The following is a 22202-nucleotide window of genomic DNA, read 5'->3' as shown; positions in this document are numbered from 1 at the left end:
AAGTGAGTTATTGCACGAAGAAGAACAGGCTAACTCCGTTGGCTTGGCTGGTTAGTCGCTTGGTCCACAGGGGGACAACCTTGATAAAGAAGGGGGCGGTGTAGCCAAAAAAAAAGACTCTGACTTTCGTCAGAATCCTATTTTTGAATTTGGCGGTGAGAGAGGGGTTCGAACCCTCGATACGCTTACGCGTATACACACTTTCCAGGCGTGCTCCTTCAGCCACTCAGACACCTCACCGTTTTGTTGCGCCGTTATAGCGGTGCAACGGGGCGGTACTATAGGGGGCGGCGGCCTCATGGTCAAGCAGTATTTAGCCGTTTCAATTCATCTGGTTATTCCTCATGCACATAGCGTAAGTCACAACCAGATTAGGTGAATTTAACGCCAATATCTGGCGGTAGCGGGTGAATCAGCCATCACATAATCCGCTCCCAGATCCTTGGCAAGCTGATAATCCTCAGCAGAATTTATGCCAATGAGCAGAATCTTGCTGTTACTGTTTTTCTTAAAACAGTCCATGGCCTGCTGATTCCAGACTAATTGTGCGTGCGAAGTCCCTTTGCCGAGGGTGAATTTTTCGACGACTTTCACCTCACGCCTTAATTCAAATGCATGATGTTGAGTTTTACCCCGTTTAGCGGGGATTTTACAGTCGTTTGCCATGACCGCGTTGGTCAGTATTTTGCGTGTCACATGACGGTTTTCAAATTTATTGATGCCATCAGGCAAAGCATCCAAATACTTTCTTTCTGTGGAATAGAGAGTAACCTTATCAAGCATGTTATTACTGGTGATCAGCGTTGATAATATATTTGCCATGATGACGGGATCGGCGTCGGGTGATTTAATGTCAAGGATGAAGTGAGTTTTGGGGAATCGAGTAAAGATATCTTGCAACGAAGGAATTTTAATCCCTCGTCCGCGATAAGAATACTGGCCATCAGTCTTAAAAAAATGAGCAGCATCTAACATTTTTACTTCCAATAAAGAGTGATCTGAAATGAGCCCTTCACTATTAGTAAGGCTTTTAAGATCACTAGGGCGGTACAATACTGGAATGCCGTCACGAGTAATCTGTATGGAAAGCCAAATAACGTCCACCTGATTTTTTATTGCCATATTAATGGCATGTACCGTATTTTCTGGATAATCTGCGGTGCCAGCTCTGTGTGCCACAATCAGTGGCGAGGCAGTGGCTGAGGTGAAATAAACAGTGAACAATAGAGAAATAAGATAATATTTTTTATTTTTCATCCCATGCTCCTTATTAATATATCCCACTTTAAATATATTTAATGTTGTAGCATGGAAATAGGAAGCGGGCTGCCATCAAATAAATAGGATGGTATTCAAGAGTTAATAGCGTGATGTTCACACCTGATATAAGCAATACCGGTGTTTATGCGTTCGACGAAAAGCTTGGCCATTCGCTGATACAGTCGCCGTTTTCTCGAACAATACGGTGACTGTACCTGCACTGGAAACCGCTCAAAACACCAGTAAATTGCCTAACTAATTCATTGATGCAAAAGAAAAACCCCAACCATAAAGGTCGGGGTTTATTGTTTGGCGGTGAGGGAGGGGTTCGAACCCTCGATACGCTTACGCGTATACACACTTTCCAGGCGTGCTCCTTCAGCCACTCAGACACCTCACCGTGTTTACTACCGTCAACCCGATTAAACGTTATCGACCGGCGTAATGTAGGCAAAAGTCTGTCCAGCGTCAACCCTCTTATGAACGCTTTATTACTGTTTAGCTAAAGTTATAGCAATTTGCTGATTTCATCGGCATTTATTGATGGTAACGCTTGCATCTGTTGATTAATCGCGGAAATCTACCCAGTACTTTCGCAAGGAACTGGAAAATAATGAACATTATTTATTATCACCCCTTCTTGGACGCAAAACAGTGGTTGTCAGGGATTCAATCCCGTTTGCCTGATGCCGCTATCAGGCAATGGCGACGTGGCGATACACAACCGGCAGATTATGCGCTGGTGTGGCAACCGCCGCATGAGATGCTGGCAACCCGTGCGGAGCTAAAAGGGATATTTGCACTGGGGGCGGGGGTTGATGCCATTTTAGACCAAGATCGCCGATACCTTGGTACATTACCTGCCGGCGTGCCGTTGGTGCGGCTGGAAGATACGGGTATGTCACTACAAATGCAGGAGTACGCTGTGAGCTGCGTATTGCGTTACTTTCGCCGCATGGATGAATATCAACTGCAACAACAACAAAAGCAGTGGCAGCCATTGGAGCCTCATCAACGCGATCAGTTCACTGTCGGTATTCTTGGGGCGGGGGTGTTGGGCAAGAGTGTGGCCCACAAGTTGGTTGAGTTTGGTTTCCATGTTCGTTGCTGGAGCCGCACGGCAAAACAGATTGATGGCGTTGCCAGTTTTGCTGGTAATGATCAATTGCCCGCTTTCCTTCAAGGGACGCAGTTGTTAATTAATCTACTACCAAACACACCAGAAACGGCGGGCATCCTCAACCAATCACTGTTTTCACAATTAAACGCCAATGCGTATGTGATTAATATTGCTCGTGGCGCACACCTACAGGAGCAGGACCTGTTGGCGGCGATGAGTACAGGGAACGTAGCTGCGGCGACATTGGATGTGTTTGCTAAAGAACCACTCCCTTCAATGCATCCGTTTTGGACTCATCCACGGATCACCATCACGCCACATATCGCCGCAATAACGTTACCTGAGATTGCGATGGATCAAGTCGTGGCCAATATTCATGCGATAGAAGCGGGCAGAGAGCCTGTAGGGTTGGTCGATGTGGTACGTGGGTACTGATTCAGCGGGTTAATCAGTTCGATGGGATACATAGGTTATCGGGCAAAGCATGGTTTTTGGCACTGCTGATGAGAAGAATTCCTGCTATCATTAGCGGACTATATTTTATCTGCAAAAAACCAACCTGCAAAAAGCCATTTCTCCTTAAAAGATGTTGTGGAGTAGTTATGTATCCTGTTGATTTACATATGCATACCGTTGCCAGCACTCATGCTTACAGTACCCTGCACGATTATATCGCCGAAGCTAAGCTGAAGAATATCAAACTGTTCGCGATTACTGACCATGGCCCTGACATGGCCGATGCTCCTCATTACTGGCATTTTATGAATATGCGCGTATGGCCACGGTTGGTTGATGGTGTCGGTATTTTGCGGGGTATTGAAGCCAATATTAAGAATCTGGACGGTGATATCGATTGTACTGGCCCGATGCTTGATGCAGTCGACTTGCTGATTGCGGGTTTCCATGAACCGGTGTTTCCGCCGCAAGATAAAGCCGCCAACACTCAGGCGATGATCGCCACGATGGCACAGGGTAATGTGCATATTATTAGCCACCCAGGTAATCCTAAGTACCCCGTTGATATCCCGGCGATTGCACAAGCGGCGGCAAAATATAATGTCGCGTTGGAATTGAATAATTCATCGTTTGAACATTCACGTAAGGGGAGTGAGGCAAACTGCCGAGCGATTGCCGAAGCGGTTCGTGATGCCGGAGGCTGGCTGGCATTGGGTTCAGACTCGCATATTGCTTACTCTCTGGGAATTTTCGAGCATTGCGAACGCATTATTGCCGAAGTGAATTTTCCACAAGAGCGTATTCTGAATGTCAGCCCGCGCCGCTTACTGGATTACTTAGAGCTGCGTGGTCGCCCAGCGATCCCCGAGCTAGCCGAGTTGTAAGCCATATTAAAAAACCTAATAAATAGGATGATGTAAATGAATGATTTTTCGCTGATGTGTCGGATCCTCGGGTCACTGTTTTATCGTCAGCCGCAAGACCCGCTGTTAGCGCCACTGTTTACCTTGATCGAACAGGGTAAATTGGAACAGCATTGGCCGCTAGAGCAAGGGGAGTTACTGGCCCGTCTACAGCAAGATTATCAACCAGATGCATTGGCTGCGGATTATACCGCGCTGTTCGTCGGGCCAGCGTGTAGTGTTTCACCTTACGCCTCTGATTATGATGACGCGATGCCGGAAGCGGAGGTCAGGGCATTCCTGCAACAGCGTGGTATGCCATTGGGTGATGGCCCAACAGACCATTTGGGTGGGCTATTGCTGGCTGCATCATGGTTAGAAGATCAGGCCGCAGATGATGAGATTGCTGCGCAAATTACCTTATTTAACGATTACTTATTGCCATGGTGTGGTCGTTTCCTGGGGAAAGTAGAAGCCCATGCGACGACAGGTTTTTATCGTACGCTGGCACAGTTGAGTCGCGAAGCGCTACAGGCGATGTGGGATGAATTATCTGAAGAAAATCCCCTTCGTCCTTGACGCCGTAGCAGCGTTAGCGGCACTCACTTACCCGAATCACTGACTAATGTCAGTTCATCGGGATGCATTCGTTTGCTGCCTTGCTACAACGCCAATGACTTTGGGGATTCCTCTTTTGGCGTGACGCCGCAGCGCTATTTGCTTCAATTTGCGGTAGCGGCACTCACTTACCCGCATCACTGACTGGTTTTTGGTCATAAAATGAATAGATTCATTTGGATGCATTCGCTTGCTGCTTTGCTGCAAGCGAATGATTTTGGGTAGACGGGGCTGTAGCGTGAAATGACCTGCGCCAGTTAGTCAGTCAATGGGATGACTAATTGGCCAGGTTTAACTTCTAACCCTTTCGCCAGTTTTTTCGCCATGGCTTCTGTCTTACTCTTTTCGCCATCCAGCACATAAGCCGGTTGCTGATTAAAATACGATTTCAGCGATTGGTTCAGGTAAGGCGTCAACGCCTTCATAACAGAGTCCATCTTCTCTGGCTTAACGGTATAATCCGTCAATTCCATATCTTTCAGGTAAATAGCCCCTTTCTCACGATCAAAGGTTGGTTGAGCTTTGAGTGTCAGCGTCATATCGGCTGTTTGTGGACCAAGAATGGAGGAGATATCAACCTTAGCGTTACCGGTTAATGTCACTTTACCGGGTTCGGCACGGCCAATTTTGCTCTGTAACTGAGTCAGGGTGATATTGGCATCAACCAGACCCGGAATACCGATCTGTTTTTCATAATTATTATGTTTTTGCAGGTATTCATTAAGTTCCTGCTCGCTGAGTGTGTACTGAGTCAGTTGGTTACAGCCCACCAGTGTGGCAGTCACCACGAGGGCAGCCGCGCCCCACATTAATTTTTTCATCAAAGCCTCATCGCAATATGCACTATTTAATACAATATGGACTATTCAATCCAATGTGCGCTATTCAACGCAATATGGTTTACTTAACACGATATGGTTTACTTAACACAATATGGTTTACTTAACACAATATGGTTTATTCAACACAATGTGAATGTACTTAAGCCACCCTATGCAGGGACTAAAAAATATAAATACACCCAAACAGGCCCAATAGTAACCGGTTAACTGGCGGTTTTGCATTATTAACTGTGTTCGTTCAGCAATGGTTTGGGGTGGGTACGTTGACGTAAGTACCGGGTTTAGGTGTCGGAGCGCAATAGTGCGGCAGTGTATGCCATCTGCCAATCAGATGATCTTGAATACAGCGCCGTATTCGTTAGGAATGTGAATATCAACCGGAGAGGCAGAACTTCTCCGGTTGATAGGGACATAACGTTAGCTGTCGCTCAACATGGCAGATTCAATCCGCCGTCGATTGAATTGCCAGTAAAGCCCTGCCAATGTAATGAGTCCAATAATACCCAACAAGAACCAGGGTAGCTCAGGCATATCAAGGGTTTTACCGGTATCGTACATCCAGCCACCGCCGGTATAACCTAATGCCCCTCCCAGTGCTAATCCAAGGCGACTAAAACCCATATAACTACCACGGGCGCGGGAGTCAGCTAGCGATGCTCCCAGCGTTTCACGGGCGGGTTCAGCGAGGATTGACCCCATATAGAAGAAGCAGATAAACATGAACAATGTTTGTAGATGAGTGATCATCCCGATGGGAAACAAACTTAGCGTCATGATCAGTAAGCCGGCCATTAAGCGTTGCTCAAGGCTAAAACGCTTTTCACTCCAGCGGGCTAGCGGATAAAGCAACGTCAGAGAAAGCGCGGCTTCAATGGCATACATCCATTTAACTGCGGCCGGTGAGCCAGCAAGTTCATTCACCACGATTGGCAGCATCAGCATGACCTGTACAGCAAGCATATAATAGCCAGTGAGTGTCAGCACATAGGTAACAAAACGGCGATCACGCAAAACTCGCATCAGGCCCTCTTTCATCGGGGCGCGAACGGTCGAGATACGGTAAGCGGGGAGTAACCAGGCGTTCCAACCGGCTGCCAGCACAAAAATAGCCGCACCGGTCCAACAGACGAAGTGGAAGTCATATTGCAGCAGCCAACTGCCAATCAACGCCCCAATTACCGCCCCGGCGCTATCCTGCATCATTAACAGCGAATAAAAACGGCCACGTTCATGAGGGCGGGTCAACTTGATGACCAACGCTGTACGTGGTGGATCAAACAGCGTGCCGCCTAGCCCTGACAACGCACAGGCTAGCCAAAGTATCCAAGGTTCATCCGCCATTGCCATCAGCGCAAAACCGGCGGCCCGCATTAGCATACCGGTGACAATCATCGGTTTGGCACCGAACCGGTCGGCAATCGCCCCACCAAAGATCCCCAACCCCTGTTGAACCAATTGCCTTAGGCCCAAAGCAAGGCCAACGACCAACGCAGCCCAACCTAATTGATCAACAAATCGGATAGAAATGAGCGGGAATACCACGAAAAATCCCAACACAACTAATAAATTATCAAACAATAAAAAATACTTACCCAAGCTTCGAGCTTGCGATACCAAAGCCATGCTTCACCGTCAGAACTTAAAAATAGGAGGGAATAAAAAAAATAGGCTTATAGTTTGTACCCAAATTGATATAAACGATAGAGGTTACCGGGATAATATTTTTTATCGTCAATACATTACCTCATCAAGGGTTTCATAATAAAATGCTTATTCAGCAGTTTGGTTGCGTAATAATGCGGGTTGGCGTCACGAAAAGGTGGCTAGGGTGCTTTTACGCGATGTCCCTATCACAGGTATATTGAACCATATAGATTGCGATTCAATTGAGTACACTGTCTAGCCTAAGGGGAGCAGATGTTCGGTTATCATACAGCAACACCCAAAGTACACCTGACGACTGACCGCATGTCCTTGAGGTTGGTCCATGAGCGCGATGCTTATCGCCTGGCGGAGTATTACGCTGAAAATCAGGTGTTTCTCAAACCGTGGGAACCCGTGCGAGATCAAAGTCATTGTATGCCTTCGGGGTGGCAGGCGAGGCTGGGAATGATCATGGAACTGCAAAAACAGGGCAGCGCTTACTATTTTATTCTGTTAGATCCAGAAGAAAAAGAAGTACGTGGTGTGGCTAATTTTAGCAATGTGTTACGCGGTTCATTTCATGCTTGTTTTCTCGGCTACTCTTTGGGAGAGCGCTGGCAAGGCCAAGGGTTAATGTTTGAAGCATTGCAGCCATTGATCCGTTATATGCAGCGCCAAGAGCGGATGCACCGTATCATGGCGAATTACATGCCGCATAATCATCGCAGTGGCAATTTGTTAGCGCGGCTTGGTTTTGAGCGCGAAGGCTATGCGAAAGATTATTTAATGATTGATGGGCAGTGGCGCGATCATGTGCTGACGGCCTTAACTAACAAAGAGTGGGCGTCTACTCGCTGAGGTTAGAATGAAACACAATTTAAATGCACATGAAGCCCGCGTTATCGGTTGTTTATTGGAAAAACAAGTCACAACACCGGAACAATATCCGATGTCACTTAACGGTCTTACCCTCGCCTGTAACCAAAAAACTAGCCGTGATCCGGTGATGGAATTATCCGAATCACAAGTACAACAAACGTTAGATTTTCTCCTTAAAAAACACCTTATCCGCAGCCAAAGTGGTAATCGGGTAATGAAGTACGAACATCGTTTTTGTAATTCTGAATTTGGCGACCTTAAATTTTCACCCGCCGAGGTCGCGGTGATTACCCTGCTATTATTACGTGGCGCACAGACACCGGGGGAGCTACGCACCCGAACTAACCGGATGTATGAATTTGCTGATGTTGCAGAAACCGAAGAGACCTTGAAAAAGCTCTCTCTACGTGAAGACGGGCCATTTGTGGTGCGTTTGGCCCGGGAGCCGGGTAAACGCGAAAGTCGCTTTATGCATCTGCTTAGTGGGGATGTTGCTTCGACATCGTTGGCAGAGGAAGGGGCTGAAGAGAATAACCGTGCTCTTGAAGCCCTCCCCTCAGAAGCTCGTTCCCGTGAAACGAAGTCCCTTGAAAACATCGCCCTTGAAAACATCGCCCTTGAAACTAGGGTTGCCCAGCTTGAACAGCAGGTTATCAAGTTGTCACGCCGTTTGGACGACGTGCTGATTCAACTAGATGATTGATAGGGGTGATATGAAAAAACTACGAGTGGGTATCGTGGGGTTGGGGGGGATTGCGCAAAAGGCTTATCTGCCTATTTTAACTCAGGCGCAGGGCTGGCAGTTGGTCGGTGCATTTTCACCCAATCAAGCTAAAGCTCAACCTCTATGTGATAGCTATCGTATGCGTTATTTCTCACGCTTGGATACGCTCGCTGCGGCAACTGATGCCGTTTTTGTCCATAGCAGTACGGCCAGCCATTTTCAGGTCGTGCATGACTTATTGCAGACTGGAGTCCATGTCTATGTGGATAAGCCACTGGCTGAAACACTGGAACAATCAGAGCAATTGATCGCACTGGCAGACAAACAGCATTTAGCGCTGATGGTGGGTTTTAATCGCCGTTTTGCCCCTTTATATCAGCAGTTGAAACAACAGACGACCCGCCCGGTATCACTGCGGATGGAGAAGCACCGGCAGAACAGTATCGGGCCACATGATCTGCGTTTTACCTTATTTGATGATTATCTGCATGTCGTGGATACGGCGCTGTGGTTAGGTGGTGAAGGGGCGATATTGACCGGCGGGGCGGTACAGGTCAATGCTCAGGGACAGATGTTATATGCGGAACACCATTTCCAGCAAGGTGACAGCCTGATCACCACCAGTATGCATCGTCAGGCCGGAACTCAGCGGGAAAGTGTGCAAGCTGTCAGTGACGGTGCCTGTTATCACATTACCGATATGCGCCAATGGCAGCAGGAGTCAGCGGGGCAGGTGATAAGCCAACCCGCGCCTGGTTGGCAAACAATATTGGAACAACGTGGTTTTACCGGGGCCGTGCATCATTTCATTGATGCAGTTAGTAATCAAACGAGGCCGCAAGTCTCAGGTGAGGGCGCGATTGTTGCACAACGTATGATTGAGCGTATTTTGCAGCAGTAGATGATGTTTACAGTAATAGACGATGAGGTTATCGGTTGGCATGACATCAGATCAAGAGCACGTGGTGAGAGTGAAAACCGATTGGCACCAGTAATTGGTTACACCTTGCAGTGGCTATTCGCGATTCGATACGTAGATTGTTGCCAGTTTTGCCATCGTCTTAGGGCCGTGTTATGACGGCGAATCCACCATTGGGTAGAAGCAACGCCTGCAGACCGCAGGCGTTGGTATTTACAGCACATTAGAAAACAGATCAAAAAAACTATGAATCTACTGAAATCACTGGCCGCCGTCAGTTCCATGACGATGTTTTCCCGCGTGCTAGGCTTTGCCCGCGATGCCATCGTGGCACGGGTATTTGGTGCAGGTATGGCGACGGATGCCTTTTTTGTGGCATTTAAATTGCCTAACTTGCTGCGGCGAATATTTGCTGAAGGCGCATTTTCCCAAGCTTTTGTGCCTATTCTGGCTGAATACAAAAGCCAGCAAGGGGAAGAGGCGACGCGAACATTCGTGGCTTATGTCTCTGGCCTGTTAACCTTGATATTGGCGGTCGTCACCGTCGCGGGGATGCTGGCCGCGCCTTGGGTGATCTTCATTACTGCCCCCGGCTTTACTGACACACCGGATAAATTTGCGCTGACCTCTGCGCTGTTACGGGTGACTTTCCCGTATATTTTGCTGATCTCATTGGCCTCGTTAGTCGGGGCGATCCTTAATACCTGGAATCGTTTTTCTATTCCGGCTTTTGCGCCAACCCTCCTCAATGTCAGCATGATAGGTTTTGCACTGTTTGCTGCGCCTTATTTCAACCCGCCAGTGATGGCGTTGGCTTGGGCGGTGGTAGTAGGCGGCGTCTTACAATTAGGCTATCAACTCCCGCACCTAAAAAAGATCGGCATGTTGGTATTACCCCGCTTGTCGCTACGTGATACTGGTGTTTGGCGGGTGATGCGCCAGATGGGGCCAGCGATCCTTGGGGTGTCAGTCAGTCAGATCTCCCTGATTATCAATACGATTTTTGCATCATTTTTGGTGTCTGGTTCAGTCTCCTGGATGTACTACGCTGACCGTCTGATGGAGTTTCCATCCGGGGTGTTAGGAGTCGCGTTAGGAACCATCCTGCTGCCATCACTGGCAAAGAGTTTTTCCAGTGGTAATCATGATGAATATTCCAGATTGATGGATTGGGGGTTACGCCTTTGCTTCTTACTGGCATTGCCAAGCGCGGTAGCATTAGGGATTTTAGCTAAGCCGCTGATCGTCTCATTGTTCCAATACGGGAAGTTTAGCGCTTTCGATACCCTGATGACGCAGCGGGCACTGGTGGCCTATTCTGTGGGTTTGATGGGGCTTATCGTGGTGAAGGTTCTGGCTCCGGGATTTTACTCTCGTCAGAATATTAAAACGCCGGTAAAAATCGCGATTATTACCTTGATACTCACGCAGGTGATGAACCTGATGTTCATTGGGCCGCTTAAACATGCGGGTTTATCACTGTCCATTGGTCTGGGAGCTTGCCTGAATGCCAGTTTGCTCTATTGGCAGCTACGTAAACAGAAAATTTTCCAGCCGCAGCCGGGGTGGGCAATATTCCTGACTAAATTGGTCATCGGTGTTATCGCGATGTCTGCGGTGCTGTTGGGGTTACTGTGGGTCATGCCTGATTGGGATGTGGGCGGTATGGCGTATCGGTTGCTACGTTTATCGGCAGTTGTTGTTGCCGGTGTTATTGCCTACTTTGCCATGTTGGCATTATTAGGTTTTAAAGTGCGTGATTTTGCCCGTAGAACGGGCTGACCTTACCAATCAACATTAGTAATCTAAATAAATAATGTATTAAATAGCCCGATTATTTTGGGCTATTTACATATTCACAACGCAAATCCACAATTCACAACATATATCTGCAACAAAAATCCCATCAATGATATATAAACCATTCTTCGTTTCTAATTGAATATATTTGAATTAACTTTATTGCGTTATTAATCATTAATTTCAATTTAATTATCTTACCATGAATTTTTTTGTTTGTTTTAAACGTGTACTTTCAATGCATGATTTTTTTTAATAACTAAACTTTGGTTTAACCTCCACATCTAGTGTGTTGTTAATAATCTATTTTTTAAAATCTATCACATGCCAGATGTATTCATGGATATTATAATAAATGAATGTTGAATTTAGAAAGAAATATATAATTATTTTTTTGTTCAGTAATGTTATTTGGGCAACGGAAAGCGATCAAATTATATTGAATAAAAATATAGCATCGCACGCCGATATTGATACGCGCCATGAATATAAAGAAAAACGCAACAAAGTCGGGAAACATTTCTTATCTACAAACCGTCATGAGGCAGCATCATATGAAAAAAATGCTCCAGAGAAAATATGCTTACCAATAACGGGAGTGTTTCTACAAGGGAATACACTGCTGTCATTACCAGATTTAAATAAGCTAGATGATGTCCTTGGTGAATGTATTAGTGAAAGTGATATTAATGCCTTAGCTAAGGAAGTCACCAGATCATATCTGGATAAAGGTTATTTGGCCGCCAGAGTCAATTTCATTCCATTAAATAGCTTGGGGCAACTGGGATTAAATGTGACTGAAGGTATTGTTGAAAGAATTGAAGGTGGCGACAAAAGAACTAATCCCCATTTTTTGTTTCCTAATTTTATCAATAATCCCCTTAGATTATCCGAACTTGACCAAGGCATTGATCAGGCCAATAGATTGCGTTCAAATAGAATGAGTGTTGATATTTTATCAGGGAGTCAGGCCGGTAAATCAATTATTAGAATAAATAATTCCAATAATAAACCCTGGAGTTTATCTACCGTCATTGATAATTATGGTTATAAAAATTCTGATGAGTGGCAAGCGAGAGTATCACTAGCCTTAGATAGCCCATTTGGACTATCTGACTCTATCCGTTTTAATACCAACCGAACGCTGGAAAATGCTAAGAAACGGTATAAAAATGATTTCACTCTTTCTTATTCAATTCCCTATGGTGCATTGACTGTAAGCGCCCTTGCTAATCATATGGAATATAGACGTAATGACAAACTAAGGTTTAATACAGTAAATTTCAATGGCAATTCACAGCAATATAATTTCCGTACTGATTATACATTTCATAGAAATAAAAGGCAGATCAATAGTTTAAGTATGCAATTAGAGCATAAGAAAATTGATAATTATCTCTATGACACAAAAATAGGCGTAAATAGTTACAGGTTTACCGCTATTGAACTGGGCATCAATCAATTTCGTGTGCTTCCTCATGGCTCAGTGAATATTAATGCGACAATTAAAAGAGGAATGCCATGGTTTGGTACTCGTCAGGAAAGTAAAATAAACGCAGTGCAATTTACCACAGGGAAATTGATGGTTAATTTTAATCACAATTTCTCTCTATTAAATTCTCCGTATCAATTTGATCATGCTCTGGTCGGGCAATACAGTAAAAGTCACGCACCTTCTCCTGAATGGATAAGTTTGACTGAACGTAATGCCATTAGAGGATTTAGTCGTAGTTCGCAATCGGCAGATAACGGTTGGTATATAAAAAATACGTTATCCCGCCACTTCTTTATGGGCAATGTGCTTTTTACCCCTCGTATTGGCATTGATGCAGGGCGTGCTTTAAGGCTAGGCAGTCAACAAGGTTGGCAAAGTAATACCGGTGCAAGTGCTGGGATATCGATGCGTTACCACAATGCATTTTTTGATGTGGAGGCAAGTCGTGGCTGGTGGCATTCCGAGAGTAATAAACAGAACGAACCCGTACAGGTATTGGGCCGTATAGCTTATACCTTCTAATTCTCACTCAACATAATTGAAACTTTTAATAAAGGTATTTAAATGAAAAAAAATAAATTTAAACTTTCCCCAGCAGGGAAGTTGACGGTTATCTTATCTTTGATTATCACGCCAGTAACATTTAGCTATGCATCAGGAATAGTAGCTACAACACCTAATGATATACCTGGGTATTTAGTATCTTTTAGTGACAGGGAAAATATGACTCCAGAGGTTCAGCAAGTCCCTGGAGCCGCGACTGAAATAAAAATAACAGCACCTTCAGAGCAGGGTATCTCTCATAATCACTATACTGAATTTAATGTTAACGAGTATGGGGTGATATTTAATAACGCAACTGAAAACGGTACGAAAGGCGGTGTAACCTACAATGCTAATCAAAAGCTAAATGGTTCACCAGCACGTGTGATATTAAATGAAGTAGCAGGGATAAATGCTTCAGTATTGGCCGGGCACCAAGATATTGTAGGGATGCCAGCAGATTATATTCTGGCAAATGCTAATGGGATTAGCTGTCAAGGGTGCAGTTTTTCGCCAGAATTTAAAAATGTCACATTAGCCGTCGGTAAAGTAAATGTAGATAATGGTGATTTACGTAGTATAAATACCCTGGGAAATACTAATTCATTAAATATATCAACTGGTCAGAATGATATTGTTATTGCTGATGCATTGGCACTTATTTCACCTGTTATTAATACCAGTGGTCATATTAAAGTCAAAGGCGATGCAGATTTCATTACAGGTCAAAATACGTATCATATTGAGAAGGATAAAACACCACATGTCGTAGCTGGGGATAGTGAAATAAAAACAATTGATGGCTACTATCTTGGCAGCATTTCTGCTAACCGTATTAATTTAGTTGACACAAGGGAAGATAATAACGTTAATTTATTTGGTGATGTGGTCGCAGAGGAAGTTGAGGTGATTACCTATGGCACGTTGCGATTAAGAGGAAAGGGCGATGCTGCACAGAGGATAACCATAAAAAACGGAATGAATATATCAGCGAATAATATTGACATCACCCAAAACATGACTTCTGATGAAATTAAATTATTTAACGTAAAAGAAAATAAAATAAATAACACCATTATTAATGCTGGACGTATTGATTTTGTTGCTGTTGGCGATGTTAAATTGTCAGGTGCTGCGCTTTTAAGTAATGATGATCTCTCAATTGCCGCAGAGAGTTTACATGTTGATTCACATTTGGTTAAATACTCATCGACGACAGGAGTGGTAGTTACTGAAGTGAATCCTCTTGATGCACCAACTAAGAAAGTAGAAAGTGAATATAATGACCATGTTTCACAAGCCAGTTCAATTATTAGTCGGGGAAATGTTAAGTTATATGGGCAGGATGATTTAGTATTAAAAAATGCTAATGTCCAAGCCTATGGTAATATTGATTTATTTTCTGAAGGTGATATTAATTTAAATGGTTCAACTGAAACTAATACTACAATAAATAATATTACCTACATTAATCATGATGAGGACTTGAAACGAGGTCATAATAATATAAAAACCGTTACTGAAAGGTTTGCCCCTCTTAATGTGAAGGCGAGGGGGGATATTAATATACAAAGCAAAAACACGCATATCCATGGTGCCAAAATAGCTTCAGAGGGTGAGTTATCAATAGATGCCAAGGGCGACGTCTATATTGGAGTGGCAAGTATGTTAACTTCAGAGTTTAAAGATATTAACTACGATCAGTGGGGTGGGGCTCATGGTTCGGAAAAAGACAATATAGAAGAGTATGTTTATACCGGTAATAAGTCAGATTTAGCCGGAGGGCGGATAAAAATCACTGCGGGTAATAATGCCAGAATATTCGGTGGAAAAATAAATGGATTAGATGGCGGAGAAATCTCGGCTCAAAATTATCTGAGTATTGATGGTGTGATGGGGACACGCAGCTTTAAAAGGGATCAAAAAACTGGCGGTATAATGCATACCAACAAGAGTACTTCTACTGCCGATAATCACTATGAAAAATTTATCGACAGCGAAATTAGCTCTGATGGGGATTTCAGAATATTCAGCAAAAAAGACCTTTATATTGATGGTAGTCGAATTAATGTAAACGGAAAACTAGATATTCATGCTAATGAGAAGTTGACCGTACAGGCTGCGCGTCAGCAACAAAAAATAGATGAGGAAAAAACCCGCCTCAGCATTGAGTGGTTTGCCAAAGAAAGCAGTGATAAACAGTATCGTGCGGGCTTTCTCATTAATCATCAAAAAGACACTGAAAATACGCTTAGAGATGAGCACCAAATTGCAACATTAAGTGCAGAACAGATTAATCTCACTGCCGGAGACGATATTACGTTTTTTGGTACGGCCATTAGTACCAGCGAGGGTGATTTTACTGTAAAAACAGAAAAAAACATTGGCTTCTTTAGTGCCAAAAATCGCGCACTGATTAATAAAAATAGGGTTGAAAATAGTGGTGGTTTCTATTACACAGGAGGAATCGATAAAATTGGCAATGGGGTGCAATATACCCATGTCGATAGTGATAGCCACCATGATATTGAAAATAATCTTGTGGTCAAAACCCATATTAACGGCAATATGAATATTAAGGCTGGCGGGGATATTACTCAACAGGGTGCACAGCATCAGGTTGCCAAAAGTTATCATGCCGATGCAACGCATATCAATAATATGGCGAGCCATAATATTGAGATTACAAAAACAAATAAATTGCAGGTTGATGCAGGTATTGGTTTTAATATTGACTACAGTGGATTTACCCGCCCGATAGAGAAATCAATAAAAACCCCTGCGAATACGCTCGATAATATTGGTGGAAGAGGGAACATGCCGGGGATTGCAGATCCAACTGCGGGCATAGATTTTGAGGCATCGGGCGGCAATACCAAATCAACAGAGAGTAATTCACTGGCGTTGGTTACCACGATTAAAGCTCAGGATATTGAGCTGGTGGCTAAAAAAGATGTGTTGGATGAAGGGACACAGTATCACGCCACTCATGGGGCTATGAAATTGAAGGCAGAGCGTCATTTCAGTAACGCCGCAGTCAATAGTGACAAGCAAACCACCCAAGGAGAAAAAGGTGAGGTGGGGGGACGTCTTGGTATCACTGCCACTAAAGATATAAAAGTCAGCTTGGGGGCTAAGGCTGAAACCAGCGAGAGTGAGATCTCTGCTGAACGGATGCTATCGGCGAACATTAAAGCTCAGCAGGGGGTTCATATTCGTACTACCGGAGATACCTATCATTATGCAACTGATATTAATGGCGGCGCCGGGGATATTGATATTAAGGCCGGCAAGAACCTCTATTTTGATCAGGTGCAAGATAGCCAACGCAGCAGTAATATAAAAATTTCGGGTAATGGGAAACTCAGTCTTGGTAAAGATGCGAGTGGTAAGAGTTTCCGTCTCGCAGGTGGTGGTGGATACGAAAAAGGCCAAAGTCAGCGAACCGAGGCTGGGGTCAGCCAAATTAATACTCAGGGCAATGTATTACTTGAGGCTGGTGCGGATCTTACCGCAAAAGGTATACAAATAGGCCGTCCGGATGTTCACGTAAATAATGTTTCTTTGGTTGCTGCTGGGCAGGTCAACATGCCGGCAGCGGTGTTTGGTAGTGTCGATATTAATGATGGCGCGCTGGCTGATTTCCGACTGGGAGGCAAGCGTTCTACAGACAGTACCTCAAAGGAAAATGTTGTAGGAGGCGGCGTTAAGGTTGATCAAGTCAATCAGTCTGTTTCTGACCAGCAGGGGGGGCATATTTACAGTAAAAAAACGGTGTCTATTAAATCAGACAGTGACAGCAATCAAGCTATTCATTTACAAGGGCTAAAAGTTATTGCACCAAAAGTCGATTTGAGTGCACGCCATGGTGGGGTATTTATTGAGTCTGCCTTAAGTGAATTGCCAAAAGAGAATTGGAATTTCGGGGTCGACCTGGATCTGGTACTGAAAAGTGCATCGCCTAAAAAAGCAGATGGAACGATTGACAGCGATAAGGCCAGTAAAAGTAATTATAAGGGGGCGGGAGTTAAAGTGATGGTTGATCTGCAGGATGCATTTAGACATCAAAATACTTATATCAATACGGCACATTTTTCTCTGAATACCAAAAAAGATGCGGTAATGAAAGGGGCGCGAATTGAGACCACACAGGCTAATATTAATGTGGGTGGCGATCTAACAATTGAAAGTGTCAAAAGTAAGGTAGATAGCGTCAAGGTGGATGTTGAGTTATCCCTGAGCCATACCAACGATAAAGGCAGCAGTGTTACATCTAAACTATCGAAGCTTGGTACTAAGAAGTTCGAGAAGGATATTAAAGGAAAAATAGATTCAGGTATTAAAAAAGGTGAGCTGATGTATAACAAAAAATCACCACCCAAAGATACGATGGGCGGGGTTGGTTTCAGTAAAGAGTCTGGCAGCGTATACCTTCCACCATTATCTGCTGAAACGAAATCGCGTAATTTTAGTGATGCAACCGCCCGCTTTATGGGGGAGCAATTTAAAGGGGCTCTCACCAATCCAGAAGGTGCACAAGGGCATGCGAAGCTGGATGTGCAGCTAGTCAATAATGATGCTGTCGCTGAGCAATCTGGTATTTTCGGTGACAGTGATGTAGTGATTACAGTGCAAGGCACGACGAAACTGCACGGGGCAGAAATAAGTAGTGGCAGTAAAGATGTTATCCTGAAGACGAATAAGCAAGAGTTGAGTTCTATTAAAAACAGTTATTATAAAAACGGTGGCGGGTTTAATGTTGCCCCAACCCTATTGGGGACAATGAAACAGGGTGTTAACGGTGAGTTCCCCTATGTCAACATTCCTGATGGCACTTCTCATGACGATGAGTCTATCGGGCAAGTGGTGAATAAAAAGCACACCGGCGTAGGGGGTTAACTCTTAATATCCAATAATAAATAGACAGACAAATAAAATACTCGAAAGTTGTTTTTCGAGAAATATAAAGGCCCTTTGGGCTGAAGACTCCCCATAAATAAATGATGTTTCTGGGGGTCTCTCAGCCCGAGGGGCCTTTTTTTGACGATTTACATCCGTTCTACTGTTTGAATACCTAAGGTATCCAGACCTTGCTTCAGCGTTTTAGCCGTTAGCATCGCCAGTTTTAGGCGGCTTTGGCGGATCTCTTCACTCTCAGCATTCAGGATTTGGCAATGCTCGTAGAAGCTGGAGAACAAGCCTGCTAAATCATACAGATAAGAACACATGACATGCGGTGTACCTTCGCGTGCCACGGTGGTGATGACTTCTTCAAACTGCAACAGGCGGGTAGCCAAGGCGGCTTCGCGATCTTCTGTAATCACTAATGGCAGCGTCAGGCTGGTTTCATCAACACCCGCACGTCTAAATACTGAAGCCACGCGAGTATAAGCATATTGCATATAAGGTGCGGTATTGCCATCCAACGCCAGCATATTATCCCAATCGAAAATATAGTCGGTGGTTCGACTCTTGGACAAATCGGCATATTTCACCGCGCCAATTCCCACCGCATTGACCACTTGCTTCAATTCATCGGCAGGCATATCCGGGTTTTTCTCGGCAATTAACTTGCCAGCACGTTCAACTGCCTCGTCCAGCAAATCGGATAATTTGACGGTACCGCCGGAACGGGTTTTAAACGGCTTACCATCTTTGCCCAACATCATGCCGAACATGTGGTGTTCCAGTGGTACGGATTCTGGCACATAACCAGCTTTACGTACGATGGTCCAGGCTTGCATCAAATGCTGATGCTGGCGGCTATCGATGTAATAGAGTATCCGGTCTGCGCCCAGCGTTTCGTAACGGTATTTGGCGCAGGCAATATCGGTGGTGGTGTAGAGGTAGCCGCCATCTTTTTTCTGGATGATGACGCCCATTGGCTCACCGTCTTTATTCTTATATTCATCCAGATAGACCACGGTCGCGCCTTCGCTCTCGACGGCCAGCCCTTTGGCTTTTAAATCCGCGACAATCTCTGGCAGCATCGTGTTGTACAGGCTTTCACCCATCACGTCGTCTTTGGTCAACGTGACATTCAGACGGTCATAGGCAATTTGGTTCTGCGCCATGGTGATATCCACCAGCTTACGCCACATCTGACGGCAGTATTCGTCACCACTTTGCAGTTTTACGACATAGGCGCGGGCACGCAGAGCGAACTCTTCGTCTTCGTCGTAGGTTTTCTTCGCTTGTTGATAGAAAAGCTCCAGATCCGATAGCTCCATATCACTGGCATTTTCGTTCTGCATTTTTTCCAGGTAGGCGATCAACATGCCAAACTGGGTACCCCAATCACCGACGTGGTTGGCACGGATAACGTTATGGCCCAAAAACTCTAATGTCCGTACTGCGGCATCACCAATAATGGTGGAGCGTAGGTGACCAACGTGCATCTGCTTAGCCACATTAGGCGCTGAATAGTCAACAACGATAGTTTGTGGCTCAACAGGTGAGACGCCCAATTTAGGTGCCGTCAGAGCATATTCTACTTTCTCGGCCACCCACTGACGATCCAGAAAAATATTGATAAAACCGGGGCCTGCAATTTCAATCTTACTGGCGATACCTGTAAGGTCGAGCAATTCAACAACTCTTTCTGCCAGCTGTCGCGGTTGCATGCCAAGTTTTTTGGCAACGGCCATCACACCGTTAGCTTGATAATCGCCAAATTGAGCTTTGGCAGATTGGCGAACCTGAGCTTCGCAATCTGCTGGAGCACCTGCTGCAATCAGCGCCTGGCTGACTTTATCTGAGAGAAGAGCCTGAATATTCACCGGGTTACCTTAATTACATACGAAAGACAGATTAATTATGCACAAAAAATTCTTGGCCAGTCACATTTCTGTGTCGGTGACTCTTTTCTGTGTCAGTTACATACTCTTGTATTAGCTGCATATTTTTGTGTCAGCTAAACATGAGTGTAGTCTGGACCTCTCACTCGTTGAGTGTTACCCGAATGGTAGCCAGACAGAGTGAGAGTTATAAACTGGCAGGATTTATATCATATTTGGCTATCGACGTCAGTACCAGGCCCGTGGTTGCTGCGAATCTCATCGCCAAAGAGGCTAAGTGGTGATTTTATTCGCATCTACTTAGAACTTGAGGCCATAAGGACTAGCGGTGTTCACTCACTCGAATCACATCTTTAATGTCAATTCGGTGAGATGTGTTCACTGGTTGGCTTGGCGGTAATACCAGTGACGTTGGGTATAAAAAGAGGAGGGAGATTATGTATGGCTGATTAACTTAAATAACGGTAAATTGTTGCCGCTTCAACATCCTACCTACGCCATCAGACGGAGAACCACATGCACGGTCTGAAAGAGATCATTGAATTACATGACTTGTTAGCAGATTTGCCGCGCTTTGAGCAACAGTTGGCGGTTTTCGCTACCCAGTTGAATTTGGATTTAGCGCAATTTTGTGCCGATCATATCTCATTACGTTGCCATCAAGCTGAAACCGCAGAGCGCTGGCGCTTCGGGTTACAACAATGTGGTCATTTGATGTCTGAGACATTGATTAACGGACGGCCAATTTGTCTGTTTGATATGACACAACCGCTGAATGTTGGGCCATGGTTGATAGATTGTGTTGAGTTACCGTACCCCGGCAAAAAACATTACCCCCACGAGGGGTGGGAACATATTGAACTTGTTTTACCGGGTGACCCACAAACGTTAATGCACCGCGCCCGAACACTATTACCGGCGGTGTTGCCCGCAGGGGTTAGCGTAAAATGCAGTTCGCCACAAGGGGTACACGAGCGTTTATCTAACCCGACACTGGCCGTGAGTGATGGTGAGATAACCATTAAGTTTCATCCGTATACTCTGCGGGAAATCGTTGATAGCGAGCACCGTTGCTAACGTATAGGAGTTATTTATTTCGATAACGACTATCACTTATAGTTATCACTGTGACTGACATCTACTCATAAATCTAAAATGAGTGTCATAGTGAATACTTCAGCATGGTTAATCGTATTCTGTTTTAGTTCGATATATATTCGGCACTTTGTTAATTAGCCAGTGAATCATTGATTTTCAGGGGGTTTACACTCACTGTCGCAGTGAAATCTGTCAAGCGGGGGAGATAATGACTAAATTGGAAATTTGTTGCTATAGCGTTGATTGTGCACAAATAGCAGAAAAGGCAGGAGCCGACCGGATTGAATTATGCTGTGGTCAGTCTGAAGGAGGCTTGACGCCGAGTGTCGGCGCATTAATGCAGGCCAGAGAAACCGTGACTATACCGGTTCATCCGATAGTTCGACCGCGTGGTGGTGATTTTTGTTACAGCAATAATGATTTTAACATTATGAAAAACGATATTGCGCGGATCCGTGATTTGGGTTTTGCCGGCATCGTTGTTGGAGTACTGGATATTGATGGGCATATCGATATGCCACGGATGCGGGAGATTATGTCAGTAAGTGGTTCACTGGCAGTAACCTTCCATCGCGCGTTTGATATGTGCCAAAATCCGATGATTGCCTTAAAGCAATTGGCTGAACTTAATGTGATGCGTATTTTAACCTCTGGGCAGCAGCAAAATGCTGAGTTGGGTTTGGCTTTGTTGAAAGATTTGGTCGCAGCAACCAAGGATCAAGGCCCGATTATTATGGCCGGGGCCGGGGTGCGTTTGACGAATATGCAAAAGTTTATTGATGTCGGAATTCGTGAACTACACAGTTCTGCCGGGAGGACGGTGCCATCAACTATGCGATACCGTAAAGCCGGGGTTACTATGTGCGCCGACAGTGATGTCGATGAGTTTTCTCACTATTGTGTTGATGGTGAGGTCGTTGAAGCCATGAAGAGTTTATTAGTTATGGGGTCACCTCTTTCTAAGCGCGCTTAGTGCACATAATATTGATACTCCCCTCGTACGTGAAGTGGCAGGGTTATTAGCGGCTCTTACTTATCTGAATCTTCAGGGACTCGCGCGTTTTGCCCTGCGGTAACACCACTTATTTGGGATAGAACGAATAGG

Annotated in this window: 15 protein-coding genes and 2 tRNA genes; 11 read left to right on the top strand and 6 right to left on the bottom strand. The window is 44.9% G+C overall.

Going from position 1 to position 22202, the window contains the following annotated elements; translation table 11 throughout:
- Positions 1-150: 150 nt before the first annotated feature.
- From AC971_RS10360 to AC971_RS10350, 3 genes are all read right to left on the bottom strand, one after another.
- Positions 151-240 (bottom strand) — tRNA-Ser (locus AC971_RS10360).
- A 141-nt stretch (positions 241-381) separates the two neighbouring features.
- Positions 382-1257, bottom strand: coding sequence for a glycerophosphodiester phosphodiesterase family protein (locus tag AC971_RS10355; RefSeq protein ID WP_025383778.1), 876 nt, complete (start codon positions 1255-1257; stop codon positions 382-384).
- Between the two features lie 313 nt (positions 1258-1570).
- Positions 1571-1660 (bottom strand) — tRNA-Ser (locus tag AC971_RS10350).
- A 213-nt stretch (positions 1661-1873) separates the two neighbouring features.
- On the opposite strand from AC971_RS10350, the gene ghrA reads away from it, so the two are divergent.
- The 3 genes from ghrA to AC971_RS10335 all read left to right on the top strand — a co-directional run bounded on the left by ghrA (position 1874) and on the right by AC971_RS10335 (position 4317).
- Positions 1874-2815 carry a glyoxylate/hydroxypyruvate reductase GhrA gene (ghrA, locus tag AC971_RS10345; RefSeq protein ID WP_025383779.1) on the top strand — a complete coding sequence of 314 codons (942 nt, stop codon included), beginning with the start codon at positions 1874-1876 and terminating at the stop codon, positions 2813-2815.
- A 167-nt stretch (positions 2816-2982) separates the two neighbouring features.
- Positions 2983-3720 (top strand): phosphatase, encoded by a 738-nt coding sequence (locus AC971_RS10340; protein WP_025383780.1) that lies wholly within the window; start codon positions 2983-2985, stop codon positions 3718-3720.
- A gap of 36 nt (positions 3721-3756) precedes the next feature.
- Positions 3757-4317 carry a TorD/DmsD family molecular chaperone gene (locus tag AC971_RS10335; protein WP_025383781.1) on the top strand — a complete coding sequence of 187 codons (561 nt, stop codon included), beginning with the start codon at positions 3757-3759 and terminating at the stop codon, positions 4315-4317.
- A 296-nt stretch (positions 4318-4613) separates the two neighbouring features.
- Here AC971_RS10335 and AC971_RS10330 read toward each other — a convergent pair whose 3' ends face one another.
- Both AC971_RS10330 and mdtH read right to left on the bottom strand, forming a co-directional pair.
- A complete protein-coding gene (locus AC971_RS10330) occupies positions 4614-5177 on the bottom strand; it encodes a lipoprotein (protein ID WP_025383782.1) in 564 nt (187 codons plus the stop codon).
- 438 nt (positions 5178-5615) lie between these two features.
- The gene (gene mdtH / locus AC971_RS10325; RefSeq protein ID WP_025383783.1) at positions 5616-6821 is read right to left on the bottom strand and encodes a multidrug efflux MFS transporter MdtH; all 1206 of its coding nucleotides are present in this window, start codon (positions 6819-6821) and stop codon (positions 5616-5618) included.
- A 294-nt stretch (positions 6822-7115) separates the two neighbouring features.
- On the opposite strand from mdtH, the gene rimJ reads away from it, so the two are divergent.
- The 6 genes from rimJ to AC971_RS10295 all read left to right on the top strand — a co-directional run bounded on the left by rimJ (position 7116) and on the right by AC971_RS10295 (position 18101).
- Positions 7116-7700, top strand: a complete 585-nt coding sequence (gene rimJ, locus AC971_RS10320) for a ribosomal protein S5-alanine N-acetyltransferase (protein ID WP_002211216.1) — start codon at positions 7116-7118, stop codon at positions 7698-7700.
- Positions 7701-7707: 7 nt separating this feature from the next.
- Entirely contained in the window at positions 7708-8424 is a 717-nt protein-coding gene (locus tag AC971_RS10315) for a DUF480 domain-containing protein (RefSeq protein ID WP_025383784.1), read from the top strand.
- A 10-nt stretch (positions 8425-8434) separates the two neighbouring features.
- Positions 8435-9346: a Gfo/Idh/MocA family protein gene (locus tag AC971_RS10310; protein ID WP_025383785.1), complete on the top strand. Its 912-nt coding sequence runs from the start codon at positions 8435-8437 to the stop codon at positions 9344-9346.
- A gap of 264 nt (positions 9347-9610) precedes the next feature.
- Positions 9611-11146: a murein biosynthesis integral membrane protein MurJ gene (murJ, locus tag AC971_RS10305; protein ID WP_025383786.1), complete on the top strand. Its 1536-nt coding sequence runs from the start codon at positions 9611-9613 to the stop codon at positions 11144-11146.
- A gap of 373 nt (positions 11147-11519) precedes the next feature.
- Entirely contained in the window at positions 11520-13181 is a 1662-nt protein-coding gene (locus tag AC971_RS10300; RefSeq protein ID WP_025383787.1) for a ShlB/FhaC/HecB family hemolysin secretion/activation protein, read from the top strand.
- A gap of 42 nt (positions 13182-13223) precedes the next feature.
- Entirely contained in the window at positions 13224-18101 is a 4878-nt protein-coding gene (locus AC971_RS10295) for a hemagglutinin repeat-containing protein (protein WP_038402244.1), read from the top strand.
- Between the two features lie 149 nt (positions 18102-18250).
- Here AC971_RS10295 and argS read toward each other — a convergent pair whose 3' ends face one another.
- On the bottom strand, positions 18251-19981 hold the full coding sequence (gene argS / locus AC971_RS10290) for an arginine--tRNA ligase (protein ID WP_025383789.1): 1731 nt from the start codon (positions 19979-19981) through the stop codon (positions 18251-18253).
- A gap of 534 nt (positions 19982-20515) precedes the next feature.
- On the opposite strand from argS, the gene AC971_RS10285 reads away from it, so the two are divergent.
- Positions 20516-21076 carry a VOC family protein gene (locus tag AC971_RS10285; RefSeq protein ID WP_025383790.1) on the top strand — a complete coding sequence of 187 codons (561 nt, stop codon included), beginning with the start codon at positions 20516-20518 and terminating at the stop codon, positions 21074-21076.
- A gap of 229 nt (positions 21077-21305) precedes the next feature.
- A complete protein-coding gene (gene cutC, locus AC971_RS10280) occupies positions 21306-22070 on the top strand; it encodes a copper homeostasis protein CutC (RefSeq protein WP_025383791.1) in 765 nt (254 codons plus the stop codon).
- Positions 22071-22202 lie beyond the last annotated feature (132 nt).

Origin of the sequence: Yersinia similis, assembly GCF_001053095.1 — a bacterium.
Lineage (GTDB): Bacteria > Pseudomonadota > Gammaproteobacteria > Enterobacterales > Enterobacteriaceae > Yersinia > Yersinia similis.
Note: the sequence above shows the minus strand (reverse complement) of the source record. Positions and strands in the feature narration are given on the sequence as shown.

Coding starts and splice junctions, on each gene's coding strand:
- AC971_RS10335 (WP_025383781.1), top strand. CDS start 3,757: ATGAATGATTTTTCGCTGATGTGTCGGATCCTCGGGTCACTGTTTTAT.
- AC971_RS10285 (WP_025383790.1), top strand. CDS start 20,516: ATGCACGGTCTGAAAGAGATCATTGAATTACATGACTTGTTAGCAGAT.
- AC971_RS10355 (WP_025383778.1), bottom strand. CDS start 1,257: ATGAAAAATAAAAAATATTATCTTATTTCTCTATTGTTCACTGTTTAT.
- AC971_RS10330 (WP_025383782.1), bottom strand. CDS start 5,177: ATGAAAAAATTAATGTGGGGCGCGGCTGCCCTCGTGGTGACTGCCACA.
- rimJ (WP_002211216.1), top strand. CDS start 7,116: ATGTTCGGTTATCATACAGCAACACCCAAAGTACACCTGACGACTGAC.
- AC971_RS10300 (WP_025383787.1), top strand. CDS start 11,520: ATGAATGTTGAATTTAGAAAGAAATATATAATTATTTTTTTGTTCAGT.
- cutC (WP_025383791.1), top strand. CDS start 21,306: ATGACTAAATTGGAAATTTGTTGCTATAGCGTTGATTGTGCACAAATA.
- mdtH (WP_025383783.1), bottom strand. CDS start 6,821: ATGGCTTTGGTATCGCAAGCTCGAAGCTTGGGTAAGTATTTTTTATTG.
- AC971_RS10340 (WP_025383780.1), top strand. CDS start 2,983: ATGTATCCTGTTGATTTACATATGCATACCGTTGCCAGCACTCATGCT.
- AC971_RS10295 (WP_038402244.1), top strand. CDS start 13,224: ATGAAAAAAAATAAATTTAAACTTTCCCCAGCAGGGAAGTTGACGGTT.
- AC971_RS10315 (WP_025383784.1), top strand. CDS start 7,708: ATGAAACACAATTTAAATGCACATGAAGCCCGCGTTATCGGTTGTTTA.
- ghrA (WP_025383779.1), top strand. CDS start 1,874: ATGAACATTATTTATTATCACCCCTTCTTGGACGCAAAACAGTGGTTG.
- AC971_RS10310 (WP_025383785.1), top strand. CDS start 8,435: ATGAAAAAACTACGAGTGGGTATCGTGGGGTTGGGGGGGATTGCGCAA.
- murJ (WP_025383786.1), top strand. CDS start 9,611: ATGAATCTACTGAAATCACTGGCCGCCGTCAGTTCCATGACGATGTTT.